Here is an 18,185-nt window from a genome sequence, read left to right on the forward strand (position 1 = left end):
CCTCCGGTGCCCCCCCCGCACGCCGCGCACCACGCCAGAACCCCCTCGACAGGACCGTCCCGGTGACCGGATGCCAGGGTGGCGGGCGGGGCGTAGTGTCCGCCTATGGGTGATGTTCGGTCCGGCCGACGGGCCGGGGTGAGCGGGCCGGGGTCCGGGAGGCGACGGTCCGCGGCCCGTGCGTCGGGGTCCGCCCCGCCGCGGGCGGGAGCGGGCGGCTGATGGACGCCGTCATGGCCGCCGTGGTGCGGGAGTGCGGGGCGTTCGGCGGGCTGCTGTACGTGCTGCCGCCGGGCGGTGACGCGTTGTGGCTGGAACTGGTGGCGGGGGTGCCGCAGGAGATCGCGGCTCCGTGGCGGCGGGTCGCGCTGACCGACCCCATGCCGGTGGCGGACGCCGTGCGCGAACGGCACCTCGTCTGGATCGCCGGCCAGGAGGAGATGGCGCGCCAGTACCCGCGGCCGGCGCTCGTCCTGCCGTACGAGTTCTCGTTGGCGGCCGCACCGGTCCTCTCGGACACCGCGCTGCGGGGCGGGCTGGTCCTGCTGTGGCCCGGAGGCCGTCCGGACCGGCTGAGCCGGCGCGAGCGCGACGCGATCGAGAGCGGCTGCCGCCGGCTGGGCGGCCTCCTGCAGCAGGCGGAGGACCGCGGTGAGCCGGTGCTGCCGGCCGACCGGCCGCGGATACTGCCGCCGCCGACCGGGCGCCCCCTCTCCCCCGACGAGGCGAGGGCGGTCTCGGCGTTCGTCGACCGTCTGCCCGGTGGGTCCTGCGCGCTGGACACGGACGGCCGCCTCACGTTCATCACCCCGGCCGCCGCCGGCCTCCTCGGCCGTGACGCGGACGGCCTGCTGGGCACGCTGCCCTGGGAGTCGCTGCCGTGGATGGACGTCCCCCTGGTCGAGGACCGCTACCGGGCCGCGGTGGTCAGCCGACGGCCCCAGGCCTTCACGGTGCTGCGTCCCCCGGACGTGTGGCTGTCCTTCGAGCTGTACCCGGATCCGTCCGGCATCAGCGTCCGCGTCCGGCGCAGCGATCCCACCGAGGACGCGCTCGCGTCCCCGTCCGGCCCGGCCGCCGGCCCCAGCCGCGCCTCCGTGCTGTACCACCTGATGCACCTGGCCGCCACCCTCACCGAGGTCGTCGGCGTCCAGGACGTGGTCGAGCAGACCGCGGACCAGCTGTTGCCCGCCCTCGGCGCGCAGGCGATGGTGGTGATGGCGTCCGAGGACGGCCGCCTGAGGATCCTCGGCCACCGGGGTTACGCCATCGAGCTGATGAGCCGTTTCGACGGGATCCCCCTGAGCTCGGACATCCCCGGCAGCGAGGTCCTGACCACCGGCGTCCCGGGTTTCTTCCCGACTTTCGCCGACCTCGAGCGCGCCTACCCGTCCACCCGCCACGAGGACGGCATGGCGTCATGGGCCCTTCTGCCGCTGATCGCGTCCGGCCGCCCCATCGGCTCGCTCCTGCTCGCCTACGACCATCCCCGGACCTTCCCGCCCGGCGAGCGCGCCGTGCTCACCTCCATGGCCGGTCTGGTCGGGCAGGCCCTGGACCGTGCCCGGCTCTACGACGCCAAGGACCACCTCGCGCACCGTCTGCAGTCCGCGCTCCTGCCGCACACGCTGCCCCGGATCCCCGGGCTGAGGATCGCCGCCCGCTATCTGCCGGCCGCCCGGGGCCTGGGCATCGGCGGCGACTTCTACGACCTCATCCGCCTCGACGCGCACACGGCCGGCGCCGCCATCGGCGACGTGCAGGGACACAACGTGGACGCCGCGGCCCTCATGGGGCAGGTCCGCACCGCCGTGCACGCCCACGCCACCGTGGGCGCGTCCCCCGCCGATGTCCTGGCCCGCACCAACCGCCTGCTCACCGATCTCGACCCCGGCCTGTTCACCAGCTGTGTCTACGTCCACCTCGACCTCGCCAGGCGTCGCGCGTGCGTGGCCACCGCCGGCCACCCGCCGCCGCTGCTGCGCCATGCCGACGGACGCATCGAACTGCTGCGGGTGACTCCTGGCCTGCTGCTGGGCATCGAGCCGGACACCTCCTATCCGGCCCTGGACGTCCCGCTGCCGCACGGGTCCGTGCTCGCCCTCTACACCGACGGGCTCGTCGAGGCCCCCGGTGTGGACCCCGACGACGCGACCGCCGCCCTCGCCGGGCTCCTCGAACACGCGGATCCGACCGATCTCGACGCCATGGCCGACACCCTCGTCCGGCACGCGCCCGCCCCGGGCGACGACATCGCCCTGCTCCTCATACGCCCCGGTGGCTGACCGGGTCCTGCGACCGTCCCGGCGCGGCCGTACAGGACCCCTCCCCCGGTGGCCCGGCCGGTCCACCGGAGGTTTCCGCCCCCCGGCAGCCCGGCCGGCGCACTTGAGGCTCCCGCCCCGGCAGTCCGGCCGGTGTGCCCGACGCGCCGCATGGACGCGTCCGTTCCTCACCCGCCGTCCCGTCCCCGCGCGTCGGTCATGCGCCTGCCGACGCGCGCGGCGGTCTCCCGCAGCCAGATGTGGGCCGCGTCGTGCGTGTGCACCGGGTGCCACCACATCGCCTCCCGCAGCGGCACCGCCTCGTACGGCGGTTCCAGCACCCGGACGGCGGCGATCGGCGCGAGGAGGCGGGCGAGGCGTGCCTGCACCAGGGCGATGCGCCGGGTGCCGGCCACCAGCAGCGGCAGCAGCTGGAAGCCGTCCACGGAGACCTCGACCCGGGGTTCGACGCCGAGCATGCCGAGCTGGCGTACGGCCGGGGCGTCGTAGGTGCGCTGGTAGGTGACCCAGGGCAGCCGGACCAGGTCCTGCCGGGTGAGGCGGTCCCCGACGCCCGGGTGGTCGTCGGCGACGAGGAACACCCAGCGGTCCTCGTAGAGGTCGGTGGCGGGGAAGCCGCTGATGACGCCGTGCGGCATGAGCAGTCCGTCGCCGGCGCTCAGCAGCGTGGCGGTGTCGTCGACCACGGAGGGCGGGGTCTGGGCGAAGCGCAGCCGGATGCCGGGGGCCTCCTCGTGCACGACCCGGGCGAGTTCGGCTCCGAAGACGGCGACGGCGTAGTCGGAGGCGACCAGCTTGAACTCACGGCTCTCCCCGGCGGGGTCGAAGTCGGCCTGGCTGGCGAAGAGGCGTTCGAGCACGGCGTACGCGGTGGCGGTGCGGTCGAGCAGGACCTGGCCGAGGGCGGTGAGTTCGTAGTGCCCGCCGACGCGGGCGAGCAGGTCGTCGTCGAAGTGGCGGCGCAGCCGGGCCAGGGCGGCGCTCATCGCGGGCTGGCTGAGCCCGACGCGTCGGCCGGCGCGGGTGACGTTGCGTTCCTCCAGCAGGGCGCGCAGGGCGACGACGAGGTTGAGGTCCAGACGGCTCAGATTCACGGGTCTTCCTCCTGCTGTACGGCCCCGACCAGCATGCATCGACGCTGTGGATGCCTCTCATCCATGGAATCGATTTCTCTGATCACAGGTGGCGGGTCCAGATTAGTCGCACCGCAATCAGGAGGACATGTCCGTGAAACCCGAACCCGCGTCCGTGCTCTTCGCCGGTCCGTTCGCCCTCGCCACGCTCTCGGCCCCGGACGGGCCGGCCTTCCCCGCCCTCGTCGCTCCCGACGCCACGGTGCTCGACCTGCGCGTCGCCTTCGGCGACGAACGGCTCACCGTCCGGGGCCTGTTGGAGGCCTGGGAGACGGCCCTGCCGCGGCTGCGGACGCTCGCCGCCGACGGCGCCCCCTCCCGTGAGCCGTTGTCGGACTTCCGCGTGCACGCGCCGGTGGAGCCGCGGCAGGTCTTCCAGTCGGGGGCCAACTACCGGCAGCACGTGATCGACCTGCACGTCGCCCACCGGGCTCCGGGGGACGACCGGCCCGAGGAGGAGCGGCGCGCCGAGGCCGCCGAGATCATGGACCGGCGGGCGGCCGAGGACCTGCCGTACGTCTTCATCGGCCTGCCGAGTGCGATCACCGGCCCCTACGACGACGTCGTGCTCCCGGCCTGGGCCGAGAAGCCCGACTGGGAACTGGAGTTGGCGGCCGTCATCGGCCGGCCCGCCCACCGGGTGTCCGTCGAGGAGGCCCTCGGCCATGTCGCCGGGTACACGATCGCCAACGATCTGACCGACCGCGCCACGGTCTTCCGCCGGGACATGCCGCAGATCGGCACCGACTGGCTGCGCAGCAAGAACGCGCCCGGCTTCACGCCCCTCGGCCCCTGGATCGTGCCGGCCGATTCGGTCGGGGACACGGGCGACCTGCGGCTGACGTTGAAGCTCAACGGCGAGACCATGCAGGACGAGTCGACCAAGGACATGATCTTCGACGTGGCGCGGATGGTGTCCTACGCCTCGCAGACCGCCCGGCTGCTGCCCGGCGACCTGGTGCTCACCGGCTCCCCGGCCGGCAACGGCATGCACTGGGGACGGCTGCTGCGCGACGGCGACGTCATGGACGCCTCGATCACCGGGCTCGGCGCCCAGCGCACCCGGTGCGTCGCGGAGGCGGCCTCGTGACCCTGGACCGCACCGACCCCGAGGGCTCGATCGCCCGCACCGTCGAGGCCTGCTCGAACTGGGGCCGTTGGGGCGCGGACGACGTGCTCGGCACCCTCAACTTCCTGGACGAGGCCAAGCGCCGCGAGGGCGCGGCCCTGATCCGGCGGGGCGTCAGCTTCTCCCTGTCCCAGAGCTTCGACATGAACGGCCCCCAGAAGGGCTGGCGCCGGCGCACCAACCCGGTGCACACCATGCTCGACACCGGCACCGACGCCGCCCTCGGCAACCAGGGCTTCCCGCACGGCATCGGCGGCGCCGACGACGTCATCGCGATGCCGCTGCAGTGCTCCACGCAGTGGGACGGGCTCGGCCACATCTTCGACCACGGCAGGGCGTGGAACGGCCGCCCGGCGGAGAAGGTCGTCACCTCCGACGGCGACCTGGTCACCGGCATCGAGCACCTGGCCCCCCACGTCGCCGGACGCGGTGTCCTGCTGGACGTCGGCCGCGCGGTCGGTGAGAACGGCGAACTGCCCGACGGCTTCGCCATCACCGAGGAGCACCTCACCGCCACCGCCGAGGCCCAGGGCGTGACCGTGGGGCGCGGCGACATCGTGCTGGTGCGCACCGGGCAGCTGGCCCGGGTCCGCCGCGAGGGCTGGGGCGACTACGCGGGCGGCCCCGCGCCGGGCCTGTCGTTCACCACGGCCGGCTGGCTGCACGGCACCGAGATCGCCGCGATCGCCACCGACACCTGGGGCTTCGAGGTCCGCCCGAACGAGTTCGAGCACGCCTTCCAGCCGCTGCACCAGGTCGCCATCCCGCACATCGGGCTGCTGATCGGCGAGATGTGGGACCTGGACGCCCTCGCCGAGGACTGCGCGGCCGACGGCGCGTACGCCTTCTGGCTCACCGCGGCGCCCCTGCCCATCACCGGCGCGGTCGGCTCGCCCGTCAACCCGATCGCGGTCAAGTAGACCGAGGAACGAAGGAGTTCTTCATGACCCAGCCCCGCACGGTCCTCGTCGTCGGCGGCGGCGCGGCCGGCAACGCCGTGACGATCCTGCTGCGCCGCGCCGGTCTCGCCGTGGACCTGATCGAGGCCAAGGACGACTGGAACGCCACCGCCGGCTCCGGCATCACCCTCCAGGGCAACGCCCTGCGCGTGCTGCGCGAACTCGGCGTGTGGGAGCAGGTGGAGGCGTCCGGCTTCGGTTTCGGCTCGGTCGGCATCACCGCCCCCGACGGCACCGTCCTGCACGTCCAGGACGACCTGCGCACCGGCGGCGACGACCTGCCCGCCACCGTCGGCATGCAGCGCCCCCGGCTCCAGCGGATCCTGATCGACGCCGTCCGGGCGAGCGGCGCCCGTGTCCGCCTGGGCACCACCGCCGAGATCCTGGACCAGGACGCCGACGGCGTCTCCGTACGCCTCAGCGACGGCACCGAGGCCCGCTACGACCTGGTCGTCGCCGCCGACGGTCTCGGCTCCCGCACGCGCGCCGCGATCGGCGTCACGGCGAAGCCCGAGCCGACCGGCATGGCCATCTGGCGCGTCGCGGCCCCCCGCCCGGCCGGCGTGACCCGCACCGACCTCGCCTACGGCGGCCCGGCCTACATCGCCGGTTACTGCCCCACCGGCGAGACGACCCTGTACGCGTACGTCGTCGAGGCCAACCGTGACCGCGCCTCGATACCCGCCGAGTCGTACGCCGACGAGATGCGGCGCCTGGCCTCCGCCTACGGCGGCCACTGGCCGGAGATCACCGCGCACATCACCGACCCGGCGAAGGTCAACTACACGTGGTTCGACCGGATGCTGGTGGAGGGCTCCTGGCACCGCGGCCGGGTCGTCCTCGTCGGCGACGCCGCCCACTGCTGCCCGCCCACCCTCGCCCAGGGCGCCGCCCTGTCGCTGGAGGACGCGCTCGTCCTCGCCGAGCTGCTGACCGGCGCCGAGACCTGGGACGACGCGCTGTTCCAGGCCTACTACGAGCGGCGCGTCACCCGCGTCCGGCCCGTGGTCGAGGCGTCCGTGCAGGTCGGTCAGTGGCAGCTGGACGGGGTGCGCGACGCGGACGTGCCCGGGCTGATGGGCCGCACCATGACGATGCTCCGGGAGCTGCCGTGACCCCGTCCGCCGTCCCGACCACCGACGCGCACGCCCCGACCGTCGACGCGCACGCGCACGTCCTGCTGCCCGAGATCGACGCGCTCGTCGCCGGTCTGCCCGGTCACGCCGGGGCACGGGAGCTGGACGCCCGGCGCAACGGCCCCGCCGCCCTCGCGGTGAGCGGACCCATGGTGCGCGAGCGCGTCCCGCGACTGACCGACCCCGCCGTGCGCCTGGCCGCGATGGACGCGCAGGGCGTCGACGTGCAGCTGGTCAGCCCCTCTCCCTCGCACTACCACTACTGGACGGACGAGGAGACGGCCGAGAAGGTGTACCGCCTGGCCGGCGAGGCGACGGCCGCGCACTGCTCGGCCGCCCCCGAGCGGCTGCGCGGGCTCGGACTGGTCCCGCTCCAGCACCCCGGCCTGATGGTGGCCGCGCTCGAACACGCCCTGGAACAGGGCCTGTCCGGGGTGGAGATCTCCAGCCACGCCCCGGGCCGGGAACTGTCCGACCCGGCGTACGAGCCCTTCTGGGCCCGGGCCGCCGAGACGGGCGCGATCGTCTTCCTGCATCCCTTCGGCTGCACGCTCGACGAGCGCCTGGACCGGTGGTACCTGTCCAACACCGTCGGCCAGCCCACCGAGAACGCCGTCGCGCTCTCGCACCTGATCTTCTCCGGGGTGCTCGACCGGCACCCCGGGCTGACGGTGGTCGCGGCGCACGGCGGCGGTTACCTGCCCACCCACATCGGCCGCTCCGACCACGCCTGGTCGACGCGTCCGGACGCCGGCTCCGGCTGCGCGCACCCGCCCAGCAGCTACCTCAGGCGGCTGTACTTCGACTCCCTCGTCCACGACCCGCACGTACTGCGCGAGCTGGTCCGGGCCGTCGGGGCCGACCGGGTGCTCCTCGGGTCCGACTTCCCCTTCGACATGGGCACCGAGGACCCGCTCGGCGCCCTGCGCGCCGCACGCCTGCCCGAGGCCGACTTCCACGCCGTCCGGGGCGGCAACGCCGCCGCCCTCCTTCGGAAGGACTGACATCATGCGTCTGCTCACCCACCTGCGGCACGTCGACCTCGCCGTGCCCGACTACGACAAGCAGCTCGACTTCTACGCCGGCGTCTGGGGCCTGACCAAGGTCGCCGAGGACTCCGGCATCTCCTTCCTGGCCGCCGAGGGCTCCCCGGAGCAGTACGTGGTGCGGCTGCGCAAGGCCGAGGAGAAGCGCCTCGACCTCGTCTCCTACGGCGCCGCGTCCGCCGCCGACGTGGACACCCTCGCCGAGCGGCTCCTCGCGGGCGGGGTCCGGCTGATCTCCCGGCCGGGCACGGTGGACACCCCCGGCGGCGGCTACGGCTTCCGCTTCTTCGACGTGGACGGCCGCACCATCGAGGTCTCCGCCGACGTCGAGGTCAGGCAGCACCGCAGGATCGAGGAGAAGGAGGCCATCCCGGTCAAGCTCTCCCACGTCGTCCTCAACTCCCCCGACCTGAACCGCACCCGCGAGTGGTACGAGCGCCACCTCGGCTTCGCCCTCTCCGACACGCTCAGCTCGCCGCACATGGGCGAGGTCATGCACTTCATGCGGATCAGCAACCAGCACCACTCGATGGCCATCGCGCGGGGCCCGCACACCTCGCTGCACCACGTCTCCTTCGAGATGCGCGGCCTCGACGAGTACATGCGCGGCTCGGGCCGGGTCATGCGGGCCGGTTTCAGGAAGATCTGGGGGCCAGGCCGGCACATGGCCGGGGACAACACGTTCACGTACTTCCTCGACCCGCACGGCAACACCGTCGAGTACACCACCGAGCTGGAGTGCCTGGACGAGGACACCTGGCACCCCCACGTCTACGACTTCTCCCGGCCCGAGGTCACCGACCAGTGGGGCACCGCCAACGCCATGAACGAGCTGGTCGCCAAGGAGTCCTTCAACGACCCCGACCGCGGCGTGTTCGTGGCCCCGCCGGTCTGATCCCGCGCCCCGTCCCCGGGGACGCGACGGTGGTCTCCACGCCCTGACGGCCACCGTCGCGTCCCCGGTCCGCTCCCGCACTTCCCCTCCGCCTCTCCCCGTCCTCGCCGCCAGGAGCGATCCCATGCGTTTCGCCACTTACGAACACCGCCACCGCCACCGCGTGGCCGTCGTGGAGGAGGACGGCACCCTCTTCCCGCTGCCGGGCGTCTCCTCGCTGTCCGCGCTGCTCACCGGGACGGACGGCCTGCCCGGGCTGCTCGACGCCGGGCGGCAGGCCCTCGACGTCCCGCCGGGCCCGCACGTCTCCCAGGTGCGGCTGCTTCCTCCGCTCACCCCCGCCTCCGTACGCGACTTCGTCACCTTCGAGGAACACGTCGAGGGCGTACGCCGCTCCGTGGACGGCGTGGCCGGCGTGCCCGAGCAGTGGTACGCGGCGCCGACCTTCTACTTCACCAACCCGCACGCCGTGTACGGCGATCAGGAAGACATCCCCGTGCCGCCCGGCTCGGCCGTCCTCGACTTCGAACTCGAGGTGGCCGCCGTCATCGGACGCGAGGGCCGCGACCTCACGCCCGAGCAGGCCCGTGCCCACATCGTCGGCTACACCGTGTTCAACGACTGGTCCGCGCGCGACCTCCAGGGCGCGGAGATGAAGGTCGGCCTCGGCCCCTGCAAGGGCAAGGACACGGCCACCACCCTCGGCCCGTACCTGGTCACCGCCGACGAACTGGAACCGCACCGGGACGCCGACGGCTTCCTGCGCCTCGCCCTGACCGCCGAGGTCAACGGCCGGGTGGTCGGCGAGGACCTGCTGTCCAACATGAGCTGGACGTTCGAGGAGATGACCGCGTACGCCTCCCGCGGCACCCGCGTCGTTCCGGGTGACGTCCTCGGCTCGGGCACCTGCGGCAACGGCGGCTGCCTCGCCGAGCTGTGGGGCCTGCGCGGCGAGCAGGACCCGCCGCCGCTGAAGCCGGGCGACTCGGTCGCCCTCACGGTCGAGGGCATCGGCACCCTGACCAACACCGTGGTCCCCGGCGTGCCGCCGGTACCGCTGCCGTCCGGCCGGCGCCGCCCCCGCGAGCGGCCCTGACCGGCCCGTGCCCGGGGGCTCCCGCGCGGAGGGCGAGTCGCCGGTCTTCACCAGGGGCGGCGCACCGTGCCGTTAGCATGTTCGAACTCACGGCGATCCCCCTGATCGTCCGCTCTCCACCGGGAAACCATGCCGAACAGCGTAATAAGCGACCCACTCCGCCCCTATCCGACAGACGAGCCACTCCGTTGAAAAATACTCCTCCACGAATACCCGGGCGGGCAGACCGCGCTTCTGTGTTCACCGCCCGGCGCCGGCCACGAGCGATGCTGTGGACCACCGCGGGCGTGGCGACCCTCGGATTCCTCGTCGTGCTGGAATACGCCGCGCGCCATTACGGCCAGCCGGGGCCGATCGTCCAGCAGGCGCGCGAGGTGATCTTCTCCCCCAGGTCGGGCCCGCTGCTGTACGCCGGGCTGGCGTTGACGATGGTGGTGCTCACCTGGCGGCAGCGGCTCGTCGCGGCCGGTGCCGCGATCGGCGTCGACGTCGTCTTCCTGCTGGTGCGCTGGGTGACCGGCGCCGAGCTGAACTTCGGCAACGGCGCCCTGTGGGTGGTCCTGGGCTGCGGGGTCGTCGCCGTCACACGCCGTACCGGCGCCGAACGCGCGCTGCTGCTGAAGGGCGCCGGGCTGGGCCTGCTGCTGGTGGCCGGTCACAAGACGGGCGACACCTGGCTGCTCATCACGTCGAAGACCCGCCCGACCGTGCTCGATCCGTACCTGGTGATCGCCGATCACGCGCTGGGCGACCCGTCGTGGCTGGTCGGCCGGCTGGTCGAGGCCACGGGACCGGCCGGCTACCACGCTCTCCACCTGATCTACAGTCAGCTCCCGCTGGGGGCGGCCCTCATCGGGCTCTACCAGTTGCGTCACGTGGCGGTCGAGCGCCGCTTCCCGCGCCATCACCTGGTCCGCACGTTCCTGGTCATCGGCCTGCTCGGACCGATCGTCTACATGATCTTCCCGGTCGTCGGGCCGGTCTTCGCCTACGGCGCGGAGGGCGGTTCCTGGGCGGCGGCGAACGTGTGGCCCGGCACGCTGCCGGCGGTCACCGTCCCGCACCCGATCCCGTTCGACGGGATCACCCCGCGCAACTGCATGCCGAGCCTGCACACGGCGTGGGCCACCTCGCTGTTCATCCACACCCGCCAGGGCTCACGGCCGGTGCGCTGGGCAGGCGCGATCTGGCTGGCCGCCACCCTCGCCGCGACGCTGGGCTTCGGCTACCACTACGGCACGGACCTCGTCGCCGGTGTGGTGTTCGCGCTGACGGTCGAGGCGGCGATGCGCTCGCTCGCACGCGGCTGGGACCGGTCGGCCACCTGGCTGGTCGCCCACGGCACGACGGTCTTCGTCCTGCTGCTGGTGTCGTACCGCTTCCTGCCGAGGGAGATGGCCGGACATCCGTGGCTGTTCGGGCCGCTGCTCCTCCTGCTGATGGCCTCGGTGATCCACGGCTACGTGCGGACCACCCGGCGGTGGGATCCGAAGGCCGCGCCGGCGCCGGAACCGGGTCCGAACACCACGGAACCGCGGCCCGAACTCGTGTGAGGCGCGGAGCCCCGTCGGTCCGGTCCGACGGGGCTCCGGCGTACGCCGCTCCGGGTTGCGGGGCCCTCGGCGACGCGCTTCGGTGGAAGGACCGCCGTCGCTGCACCAGGAGCTGTCATGTCGATGTCGTCCTTCGGTTTCGGCTCGTCCGACCCGTTCAGCGACCTGTTGAACCGGTTCTTCGGCATGTCGCCCACGTCCTCGCCCCCGGCGGTGCAGCGGGTGCCGATCGGGCGGCTGCTGACCGAGTCCTCGCAGGAGCTCCTCAACCTGGCGGCGCGGCGGGCCGCGGAGGACGGGACGTCCGACCTCGACACCGAGCACCTGCTGTGGGCGGCCACGAAGGTCGACCCCGCGCGCGGGCTGCTCGCCCGGGCCGGGGCGGACCCCGACGCGCTCGCCTCCCGGATCGCGGAGGTCCTCCCCCGTGAGTCGGGGGAGCCGTCCGCGGAGCCGGGCCTCACCCCGGCCGCCAAACGCACCCTCGCCGCCGCCTACGCCCGTTCCCAGGCGTCCGGTGTGTCGTACATCGGGCCCGAGCACATCCTCGGCGCGCTGCTGGACGGGGCCGACACGGGGGCCGCCCGGCTGCTGAAGGCGGAGGGCGAGGACCTGAAGAAGCTCACGGGCCTCACGGAGCGGCCGGCCCGCGGGGACGGGCGGTCCGCCGAGCGGGGGAAGCCCGCGACGACCCTCGACGAGTACGGGCGGGACCTGACGGACGAGGCGAAGGCCGGGAAACTCGACCCCGTCGTCGGACGCGCCGAGGAGATCGAGCAGACCGTCGAGATCCTCTCGCGGCGCTCCAAGAACAACCCCGTCCTGATCGGGGAGCCCGGCGTCGGCAAGACGGCGATCGTGGAGGGACTGGCGCAGCGCATCGTGGCCGGTGAGGTCCCCGACACCCTGAAGGACAAGAGGGTCGTCGCCCTCGACCTGTCCGGCATGGTGGCGGGCGCGCAGTACCGGGGCCAGTTCGAGGAGCGGCTGAAGAAGGTCATCGAGGACGTCCAGCAGGCGGGCGGGGACATCATCCTGTTCATCGACGAACTGCACACCGTCGTCGGCGCGGGCGCCACGGGCGAGGGCTCGATGGACGCGGGCAACATGCTCAAGCCGGCCCTGGCGCGCGGAGAGCTGCACGTGGTGGGCGCGACGACCATCGACGAGTACCGCAAGTACGTCGAGAAGGACGCCGCGCTCGAACGCCGCTTCCAGCCGGTGACGGTGCCCGAGCCGACGGTCGAGGAGACCGTGCAGATCCTCGAGGGGCTGCGCGACGTGTACGAGGCCCACCACCAGGTCCGTTTCGCCGACGGCGCCCTGACGGCGGCGGCGGACCTGTCCGACCGTTACGTCAGCGACCGCTTCCTGCCCGACAAGGCGATCGACGTGATGGACCAGGCGGGCGCGCGGGTACGCCTGCGCAGCGCCGGCCGCTCCACCGAGGTCGTCGGCGTCGAGGACCGCATCGCGAAGCTGCGCCGGGAACAGGACCAGGCCGTCGCCGCACAGGACTTCGAGAGGGCCGCCCGGCTGAAGCAGGACATCGCCGAGGCGGAGGGCGAACTCGCGGGCATCGAGGAACGTCGCGAGGGCGTCGTCTCCGTCACCGCCGCCGACATCGCGGACGTGATCTCCCGCCGTACGGGCATCCCCGTCTCCCAGCTCACGGCGAGCGAGAAGGAGAGGCTGCTGCGGCTGGAGGAGGAGATGCACTCCCGGATCGTCGGTCAGGACGAGGCGGTCACCGCCGTCTCGCGGGCCGTGCGCCGCAACCGGGCCGGCATGGGCGACCCGGACCGCCCCGTGGGCTCCTTCCTCTTCCTCGGTCCCACCGGCGTGGGCAAGACGGAACTGGCCAAGACCCTCGCCGAGCTGCTGTTCGGCGAGGAGGACCGCATGATCCGGTTCGACATGAGCGAGTTCCAGGAGAAGCACACGGTCGCCCGTCTCGTCGGTGCCCCTCCCGGCTACGTCGGGTACGAGGAGGCGGGCCAGCTCACCGAGAAGGTCCGCCGGCAGCCCTACAGCGTGGTCCTGTTCGACGAGGTGGAGAAGGCGCACCCCGACGTGTTCAACACGCTGCTGCAGATCCTCGACGACGGGCGCCTCACCGACGGCCAGGGCCGCACCGTCGACTTCCGGCACTGCGTCGTCATCATGACGTCCAACATCGGAGCGCGCCGGATCCTCGACCACCGGGGCGACGTGTCCGACCTCAAGGACGAGTTGACGGGGGAACTGCGGAGCAGGTTCCTGCCGGAGTTCCTCAACCGCATCGACGACATCATCGTCTTCCACGGCCTCTCCGAGGAGGACCTGGGCGAGATCGTCGGTCACCTGCTGGACCGGAGCGAGCGCCGGGTGCATGCCCAGGGCATGGGGCTGGAGGTCACGGAGGCCGCCAGGAAACTGCTGATCGCCCACGGGCACCAGCCGGAGTTCGGCGCGCGTCCGCTGCGGCGCACGATCCAGACGGAGCTCGACAACCGCATCGCCGACCTGCTGCTCGGCGGCGAGGCCGAACCCGGCGACACCATCGTCGCCGACGTGCGCGAGGACTCGCTGCACTGCACGGTCAGGAAGGGCGACGGCTCCGAGAGCGCCGGAGGTCCCGCGGGGCCCGGCGGTGCGACGTCCGCGGCTCCGTGACGAACCGGGTCTGGACGGTGGGGCATTCGACCCGCGGCTTCGACGAGGTGCTGACGATGCTGCGGAACAACGAGGTGACCCATCTGGTCGACGTCCGTTCCTTCCCCTCCTCGCGGAAGTTCCCGCAGTGGAACGAGTCCGCGATCGTCGACGCGCTCCCCGCCGACATCGCGTACCGGCGGATACCGCGGTTGGGCGGTCGACGGCACACTCCCGAGGGGGTGCCGAGCGAGAACGGCGCGTGGCGGGTGAAGGCGTTCCGTGACTACGCCGACCACATGGCGAGCGACGCGTTCGAGGAGGGCCTGGACGAGCTGCTCGGCCTCGCCGCGCGGGGGCGGCCGGCGATCATGTGCAGTGAGGCGGTGCCCTGGCGCTGCCACCGCAGGCTGATCGCCGACGCGTTGATCGTCGCGGGGGTGGAGGTCGTGCACATCATGTCGGCCACGACGACGAGGCCCGCCGCCCTGAACCCCCACGCGCGCGTCCGGGACGGGCGCCTCGTCTACCCGCCGCCCGCGTCAGCGTGAGGACTCGCCGCCGTTCAGCCACCCGGCCAGCACGGCGGCCTCGCTGTGGTCCGCGTCCTTGGTGGCCGTCAGCAGTGTGACGTCGCCCTGGGCCGCCAGGTCGCGCAGCCGCTGGACGGCCTGCTCGTGCTCCGGGTCGTCCAGTTCGGCGACATAGCGGCGGCGGAACTCGGCGAAGCGTTCGGGATCGTGGTGGTACCAGCGACGCAGCTCGGTCGAGGGGGCCACATCCTTCAGCCACGTGTCCAGGTGGGCCGCCTCCTTGCTCACCCCCCGCGGCCACAGGCGGTCCACGAGCACCCGCCTGCCGTCCTGCGGCGACGGTTCCTCGTACACCCTGCGGTAAGCGATCCGTCCGGCCACGAGGGTCCTCCCTACGGCGCACGACCTGGGTGCCATTTTAGTCGGGTCCGCGCACCGCATCGCGTCGGGTCGCGTCGCCCGGAGCCGTGTGGAACCGTGGAACGGTCAGCATGCGCAACGCTCCCCACCTGCACGGGAGGAGGGTGACCATGTCCTCGAAGCGACGCCGGAAGAAGAAGGCGCGCCGCAACCACGCCGCCAACCACGGGAAGCGGCCGCAGTCCTGAGGGCCGTGGCGGCCGGACACGAACAGCGGACGGGACGGCGGGCAGGCCATCGGCCTCCCGCCGTCCCGTCGTGACGCGGTCGCCCGGGGACACGAAAGGGCGGGAGCCGCCGCCCGCCACCGGATGTTCCCGGCCCCTGAACCACCCGATTGCTTCGCTTCTGTCTCCACGCGTCCCGAAGGGGTGGTGACGTTGACCGGACGGACTCGACGAGACGTGCGCGAGACATGAGGAAGTGACATGGTTCAGGGCTTCTCCAAGGAACCGGGCACCCGCGGACCACTCACCGAGGTCTCCCCGCAGGGGCAGCGGAAGATCACCCGCTGGGCGGCCGCCATCGCTCTGGGCGGCTTCCTCTTCGGCTTCGACACGGGGGTCGTGTCGGGCGCCCTGCTCTACATCAAGAAGGACTTCGGCCTGAACTCCTTCGAACAGGGAAGCGTGGTCAGCGTGCTGCTCATCGGCGCGGTGATCGGTGCCACCTCGGCCGGCCGGCTGTCGGAGCGACTCGGCCGGCGCAAGGCCCTGGGCATGATCGGCGTGGTGTTCATCATCGGTACGGCGATCGCGAGCACGGCGAACGGTTACCCGGTGCTCATGGCGGGCCGTGTCGTCCTCGGCCTCGCGGTCGGCGCGGCGTCGGCGACGGTACCGGTCTACCTGTCCGAGATCTCACCGACGAAGATCCGCGGGCGGCTGCTCACGATGAACCAGCTGATGATCACGCTCGGCATCCTGATCGCCTACCTGGTCAACCTCGCCTTCTCCGGCAGCGAGATGTGGCGGGCGATGTTCGCCGTCGGCGCGGTCCCGGCCGCCCTCATGGTGGCCGCCACCCTGTGGGTCCTCCCCGAATCCCCGCAGTGGCTCATCTCCCACGACGAGGTCGACAGGGCTCGCAAGGAGATCGCCTCGGTCACCGACGAGGCCACGGCGGACCAGCTGATCGCGCGGGCCCGGCGCCGGATCGCCGAGGAGCGCGAGAAGCGGACCCGGGACTCCCGGGCGACCGGCCAGGGGGCCAGGAGACTCCTCGCCCCCGACGTGCGACCGGCCCTCGTCGTGGGACTCACGCTCGCCGCGGTGCAGCAGTTCGGCGGGATCAACACGATCATCTACTACGCGCCGACCATCATTCAGCAGACCGGTCTGAACGCGTCGAACTCCATCTTCTACTCGGTGTTCATCGGCGTGATCAACCTGGTCATGACGCTGGTGGCGATCCGCCTGGTCGACCGGGCGGGCCGCCGCGTCATGGTCCTGGTCTCGCTGGGCCTCATGGCGGTCACCATCTTCCTGCTCGGGCTCGCGTTCGTGGTCGGCATGAACTCGGTGCTGACGCTCCTGTTCATGGTCGTCTACATCGCCGCGTACGCGGGCGGCCTCGGGCCGGTGTTCTGGACGCTGCTCGGCGAGATCTTCCCGCCCTCCGTGCGGGCCGAGGGGTCGAGCGTGGCCACGGCGGTCAACTGGGTGTCCAACTTCCTCGTCAGCCTCGCCTTCCTGCCCCTGGCGTCCGCGATCGGTCAGGGCGAGACCTTCTGGATCTTCGCCGGGATCTGTGTGCTCGCGTTCTTCTTCGTCAGCCGCTACCTGCCCGAGACCCGCAACCGCGATGCCGAACAGATCCAGGCGGCCCTGCAGTCCCGCTTCGGCCACCGCCCCGACGCGCCGGCGTCGTCCGCGGACGCCCACGTGCGGTGACGCGACCTCCCAGAAAGGACGCTCACGATGAGCGACACCGTCCTCAGCCCTTCCGACATGGAACGCTCCGACGCCCTGGTGCTCTTCGGCATCACCGGCGACCTCGCCAAGAAGATGCTGCTGCCCGCCCTGTACCGGCTCACCGAGTCCGGCAGGCTGACCGTGCCCGTCATCGGAGTGGCTGCCGGCGACTGGGACGACGACGCGCTGCGCAAGCACGCGCGGGAGGCGGTCGTCGCCGCGGGCACGGACATCGACGAGGCGGTCTTCACCCGGTTCGCGGCGGGCCTGTCCATCATCACCGGCGACTTCGCCGACGACAGCACCTTCGCCCGGCTGCGCGACGCCGTGGCGGGATTCGGGTTCGTGACGCACTACCTGGCGATCCCACCGTCGCTGTTCACCATGGTCGCCGCCTCGCTGGCCGCGGCGGGCCTGAACCGCGACGCACGCCTGGTGGTCGAGAAGCCGTTCGGACACGACCTCGACTCCGCGCGGAAGCTGCAGGACGAGCTGAGCGCCCACTTCGACGACGACCACCTGCTGCGCGTCGACCACTTCCTGGGCAACCGCGCGGTCGAGAGCCTGATGGTCTCCCGGTTCGCCAACACGCTGCTGGCACCGATCTGGCACCGCACCTACGTGGACAACGTCCAGATCTCCCTCGCCGAGGACTTCGACGTCGCCGACCGGGGTTCCTTCTACGACAAGGTGGGCTGCCTGCGCGACGTGGTCCAGAACCACATGCTGCAGGTCCTGGCCTTCCTGACGATGGACCCGCCGAGCGCCGGCAACGCCCGGGCGCAGGGTCTGGAGAAGTGGCGGGTCCTGCACGCGACCCGCACGATGGACCCCGCCGACACCGTGCGCGGCCAGTACGACGGCTACCGGGACGTCGCGGGTGTCCGGCCGGACTCCACCACCGAGACGTACTTCGCGACCCGCCTGTTCATCGACAACTGGCGCTGGTCGGGAGTGCCCTTCTACCTCCGCAGCGGCAAGGCGCTGGCCGTCACCGCCACCGAGGTCGTGGTCGAGCTGCGCGAACCGCCCCTGGAACTCTTCGGCGGCGGCAGCACGCGGACACCGCCGAACCTCATCCGCTTCCGCATCGACGGCGACACCGGGATCAGGGCGGACCTGATCGTGAGCAGGCCCGAGAAGGGCACCGGGCCGATGGCCGTCCCCGTCGGAGTCGACTACGCGCGGGTGCTGGGACGGCAGGAGCTGCCGTACGAGAACATCCTGCACGGGGCCGTCGAAGGCGATCCCGAGTGCTTCGCCTTCTTCCCCGCCATCCTGGAGTGCTGGCGCATCGTGGAACCGGTGCTCGACCCGGCGGACCCGCCCCTGCCGTACGCGCGGGGAAGCTGGGGCCCCCAGGCTGCCGGCCGGCTCCCCGGCCTGCGGAGCTGGCACGAGCTGGGCCCCCGCCTGTTCGACGACGGCCAGGTGCGCTGATCACGAGCGTGGG

General features: G+C 72.4%; 14 protein-coding genes. 12 read left to right on the forward strand and 2 right to left on the reverse strand.

Features of this window, described 5'->3' with window-relative positions:
• Positions 1-221 precede the first annotated feature (221 nt).
• A complete protein-coding gene (locus tag ACIRFH_RS25315; protein ID WP_403524985.1) occupies positions 222-2,285 on the forward strand; it encodes a SpoIIE family protein phosphatase in 2,064 nt (687 codons plus the stop codon).
• Positions 2,286-2,452: 167 nt separating this feature from the next.
• Here the strand turns inward: ACIRFH_RS25315 and ACIRFH_RS25320 are convergent, their stop codons facing one another.
• Positions 2,453-3,379, reverse strand: coding sequence for a LysR family transcriptional regulator (locus ACIRFH_RS25320; RefSeq protein WP_403524988.1), 927 nt, complete (start codon positions 3,377-3,379; stop codon positions 2,453-2,455).
• 127 nt (positions 3,380-3,506) lie between these two features.
• On the opposite strand from ACIRFH_RS25320, the gene ACIRFH_RS25325 reads away from it, so the two are divergent.
• From ACIRFH_RS25325 to ACIRFH_RS25365, 9 genes are all read left to right on the forward strand, one after another.
• Positions 3,507-4,508 (forward strand): fumarylacetoacetate hydrolase family protein, encoded by a 1,002-nt coding sequence (locus ACIRFH_RS25325; protein ID WP_403524991.1) that lies wholly within the window; start codon positions 3,507-3,509, stop codon positions 4,506-4,508.
• On the forward strand, positions 4,505-5,467 hold the full coding sequence (locus tag ACIRFH_RS25330; RefSeq protein WP_403524995.1) for a cyclase family protein: 963 nt from the start codon (positions 4,505-4,507) through the stop codon (positions 5,465-5,467). Before ACIRFH_RS25325 ends, ACIRFH_RS25330 begins: the two co-directional genes overlap by 4 nt.
• A 23-nt stretch (positions 5,468-5,490) precedes the next feature.
• The gene (locus ACIRFH_RS25335; protein ID WP_403524998.1) at positions 5,491-6,621 is read left to right on the forward strand and encodes an FAD-dependent oxidoreductase; all 1,131 of its coding nucleotides are present in this window, start codon (positions 5,491-5,493) and stop codon (positions 6,619-6,621) included.
• On the forward strand, positions 6,618-7,646 hold the full coding sequence (locus ACIRFH_RS25340) for an amidohydrolase family protein (RefSeq protein WP_403525001.1): 1,029 nt from the start codon (positions 6,618-6,620) through the stop codon (positions 7,644-7,646). Before ACIRFH_RS25335 ends, ACIRFH_RS25340 begins: the two co-directional genes overlap by 4 nt.
• A gap of 4 nt (positions 7,647-7,650) precedes the next feature.
• Positions 7,651-8,583, forward strand: coding sequence for a VOC family protein (locus ACIRFH_RS25345; protein WP_403525004.1), 933 nt, complete (start codon positions 7,651-7,653; stop codon positions 8,581-8,583).
• Between the two features lie 124 nt (positions 8,584-8,707).
• Positions 8,708-9,679 carry a fumarylacetoacetate hydrolase family protein gene (locus ACIRFH_RS25350; protein ID WP_403525007.1) on the forward strand — a complete coding sequence of 324 codons (972 nt, stop codon included), beginning with the start codon at positions 8,708-8,710 and terminating at the stop codon, positions 9,677-9,679.
• A 266-nt stretch (positions 9,680-9,945) separates the two neighbouring features.
• A complete protein-coding gene (locus tag ACIRFH_RS25355; RefSeq protein WP_403525010.1) occupies positions 9,946-11,232 on the forward strand; it encodes a phosphatase PAP2 family protein in 1,287 nt (428 codons plus the stop codon).
• A 117-nt stretch (positions 11,233-11,349) separates the two neighbouring features.
• Positions 11,350-13,887 carry an ATP-dependent Clp protease ATP-binding subunit gene (locus tag ACIRFH_RS25360; protein WP_403525013.1) on the forward strand — a complete coding sequence of 846 codons (2,538 nt, stop codon included), beginning with the start codon at positions 11,350-11,352 and terminating at the stop codon, positions 13,885-13,887.
• On the forward strand, positions 13,884-14,417 hold the full coding sequence (locus tag ACIRFH_RS25365; protein ID WP_403525016.1) for a DUF488 family protein: 534 nt from the start codon (positions 13,884-13,886) through the stop codon (positions 14,415-14,417). The genes ACIRFH_RS25360 and ACIRFH_RS25365 overlap by 4 nt, the downstream gene beginning before the upstream one ends.
• On the opposite strand, the gene ACIRFH_RS25370 is transcribed toward ACIRFH_RS25365, so the two are convergent.
• Positions 14,409-14,780 (reverse strand): DUF488 domain-containing protein, encoded by a 372-nt coding sequence (locus ACIRFH_RS25370; protein WP_403525019.1) that lies wholly within the window; start codon positions 14,778-14,780, stop codon positions 14,409-14,411. The two genes, ACIRFH_RS25365 and ACIRFH_RS25370, sit on opposite strands and share 9 nt — an antisense overlap.
• A 467-nt stretch (positions 14,781-15,247) precedes the next feature.
• Between ACIRFH_RS25370 and ACIRFH_RS25375 the strand changes: the two genes are divergently transcribed.
• Positions 15,248-16,711: a sugar porter family MFS transporter gene (locus ACIRFH_RS25375; protein ID WP_403525023.1), complete on the forward strand. Its 1,464-nt coding sequence runs from the start codon at positions 15,248-15,250 to the stop codon at positions 16,709-16,711.
• A gap of 27 nt (positions 16,712-16,738) precedes the next feature.
• Positions 16,739-18,172, forward strand: coding sequence for a glucose-6-phosphate dehydrogenase (gene zwf / locus ACIRFH_RS25380; RefSeq protein WP_403525025.1), 1,434 nt, complete (start codon positions 16,739-16,741; stop codon positions 18,170-18,172).
• Positions 18,173-18,185 lie beyond the last annotated feature (13 nt).

The organism is Streptomyces sp. NPDC093586 (assembly GCF_044764905.1).
In the GTDB taxonomy this organism is placed as follows: Bacteria; Actinomycetota; Actinomycetes; order Streptomycetales; family Streptomycetaceae; genus Streptomyces.

Coding starts and splice junctions, on each gene's coding strand:
- ACIRFH_RS25325 (WP_403524991.1), top strand. CDS start 3,507: ATGTCCGTGAAACCCGAACCCGCGTCCGTGCTCTTCGCCGGTCCGTTC.
- ACIRFH_RS25360 (WP_403525013.1), top strand. CDS start 11,350: ATGTCGATGTCGTCCTTCGGTTTCGGCTCGTCCGACCCGTTCAGCGAC.
- ACIRFH_RS25350 (WP_403525007.1), top strand. CDS start 8,708: ATGCGTTTCGCCACTTACGAACACCGCCACCGCCACCGCGTGGCCGTC.
- ACIRFH_RS25375 (WP_403525023.1), top strand. CDS start 15,248: ATGGTTCAGGGCTTCTCCAAGGAACCGGGCACCCGCGGACCACTCACC.
- ACIRFH_RS25345 (WP_403525004.1), top strand. CDS start 7,651: ATGCGTCTGCTCACCCACCTGCGGCACGTCGACCTCGCCGTGCCCGAC.
- ACIRFH_RS25335 (WP_403524998.1), top strand. CDS start 5,491: ATGACCCAGCCCCGCACGGTCCTCGTCGTCGGCGGCGGCGCGGCCGGC.
- ACIRFH_RS25355 (WP_403525010.1), top strand. CDS start 9,946: ATGCTGTGGACCACCGCGGGCGTGGCGACCCTCGGATTCCTCGTCGTG.
- ACIRFH_RS25315 (WP_403524985.1), top strand. CDS start 222: ATGGACGCCGTCATGGCCGCCGTGGTGCGGGAGTGCGGGGCGTTCGGC.
- zwf (WP_403525025.1), top strand. CDS start 16,739: ATGAGCGACACCGTCCTCAGCCCTTCCGACATGGAACGCTCCGACGCC.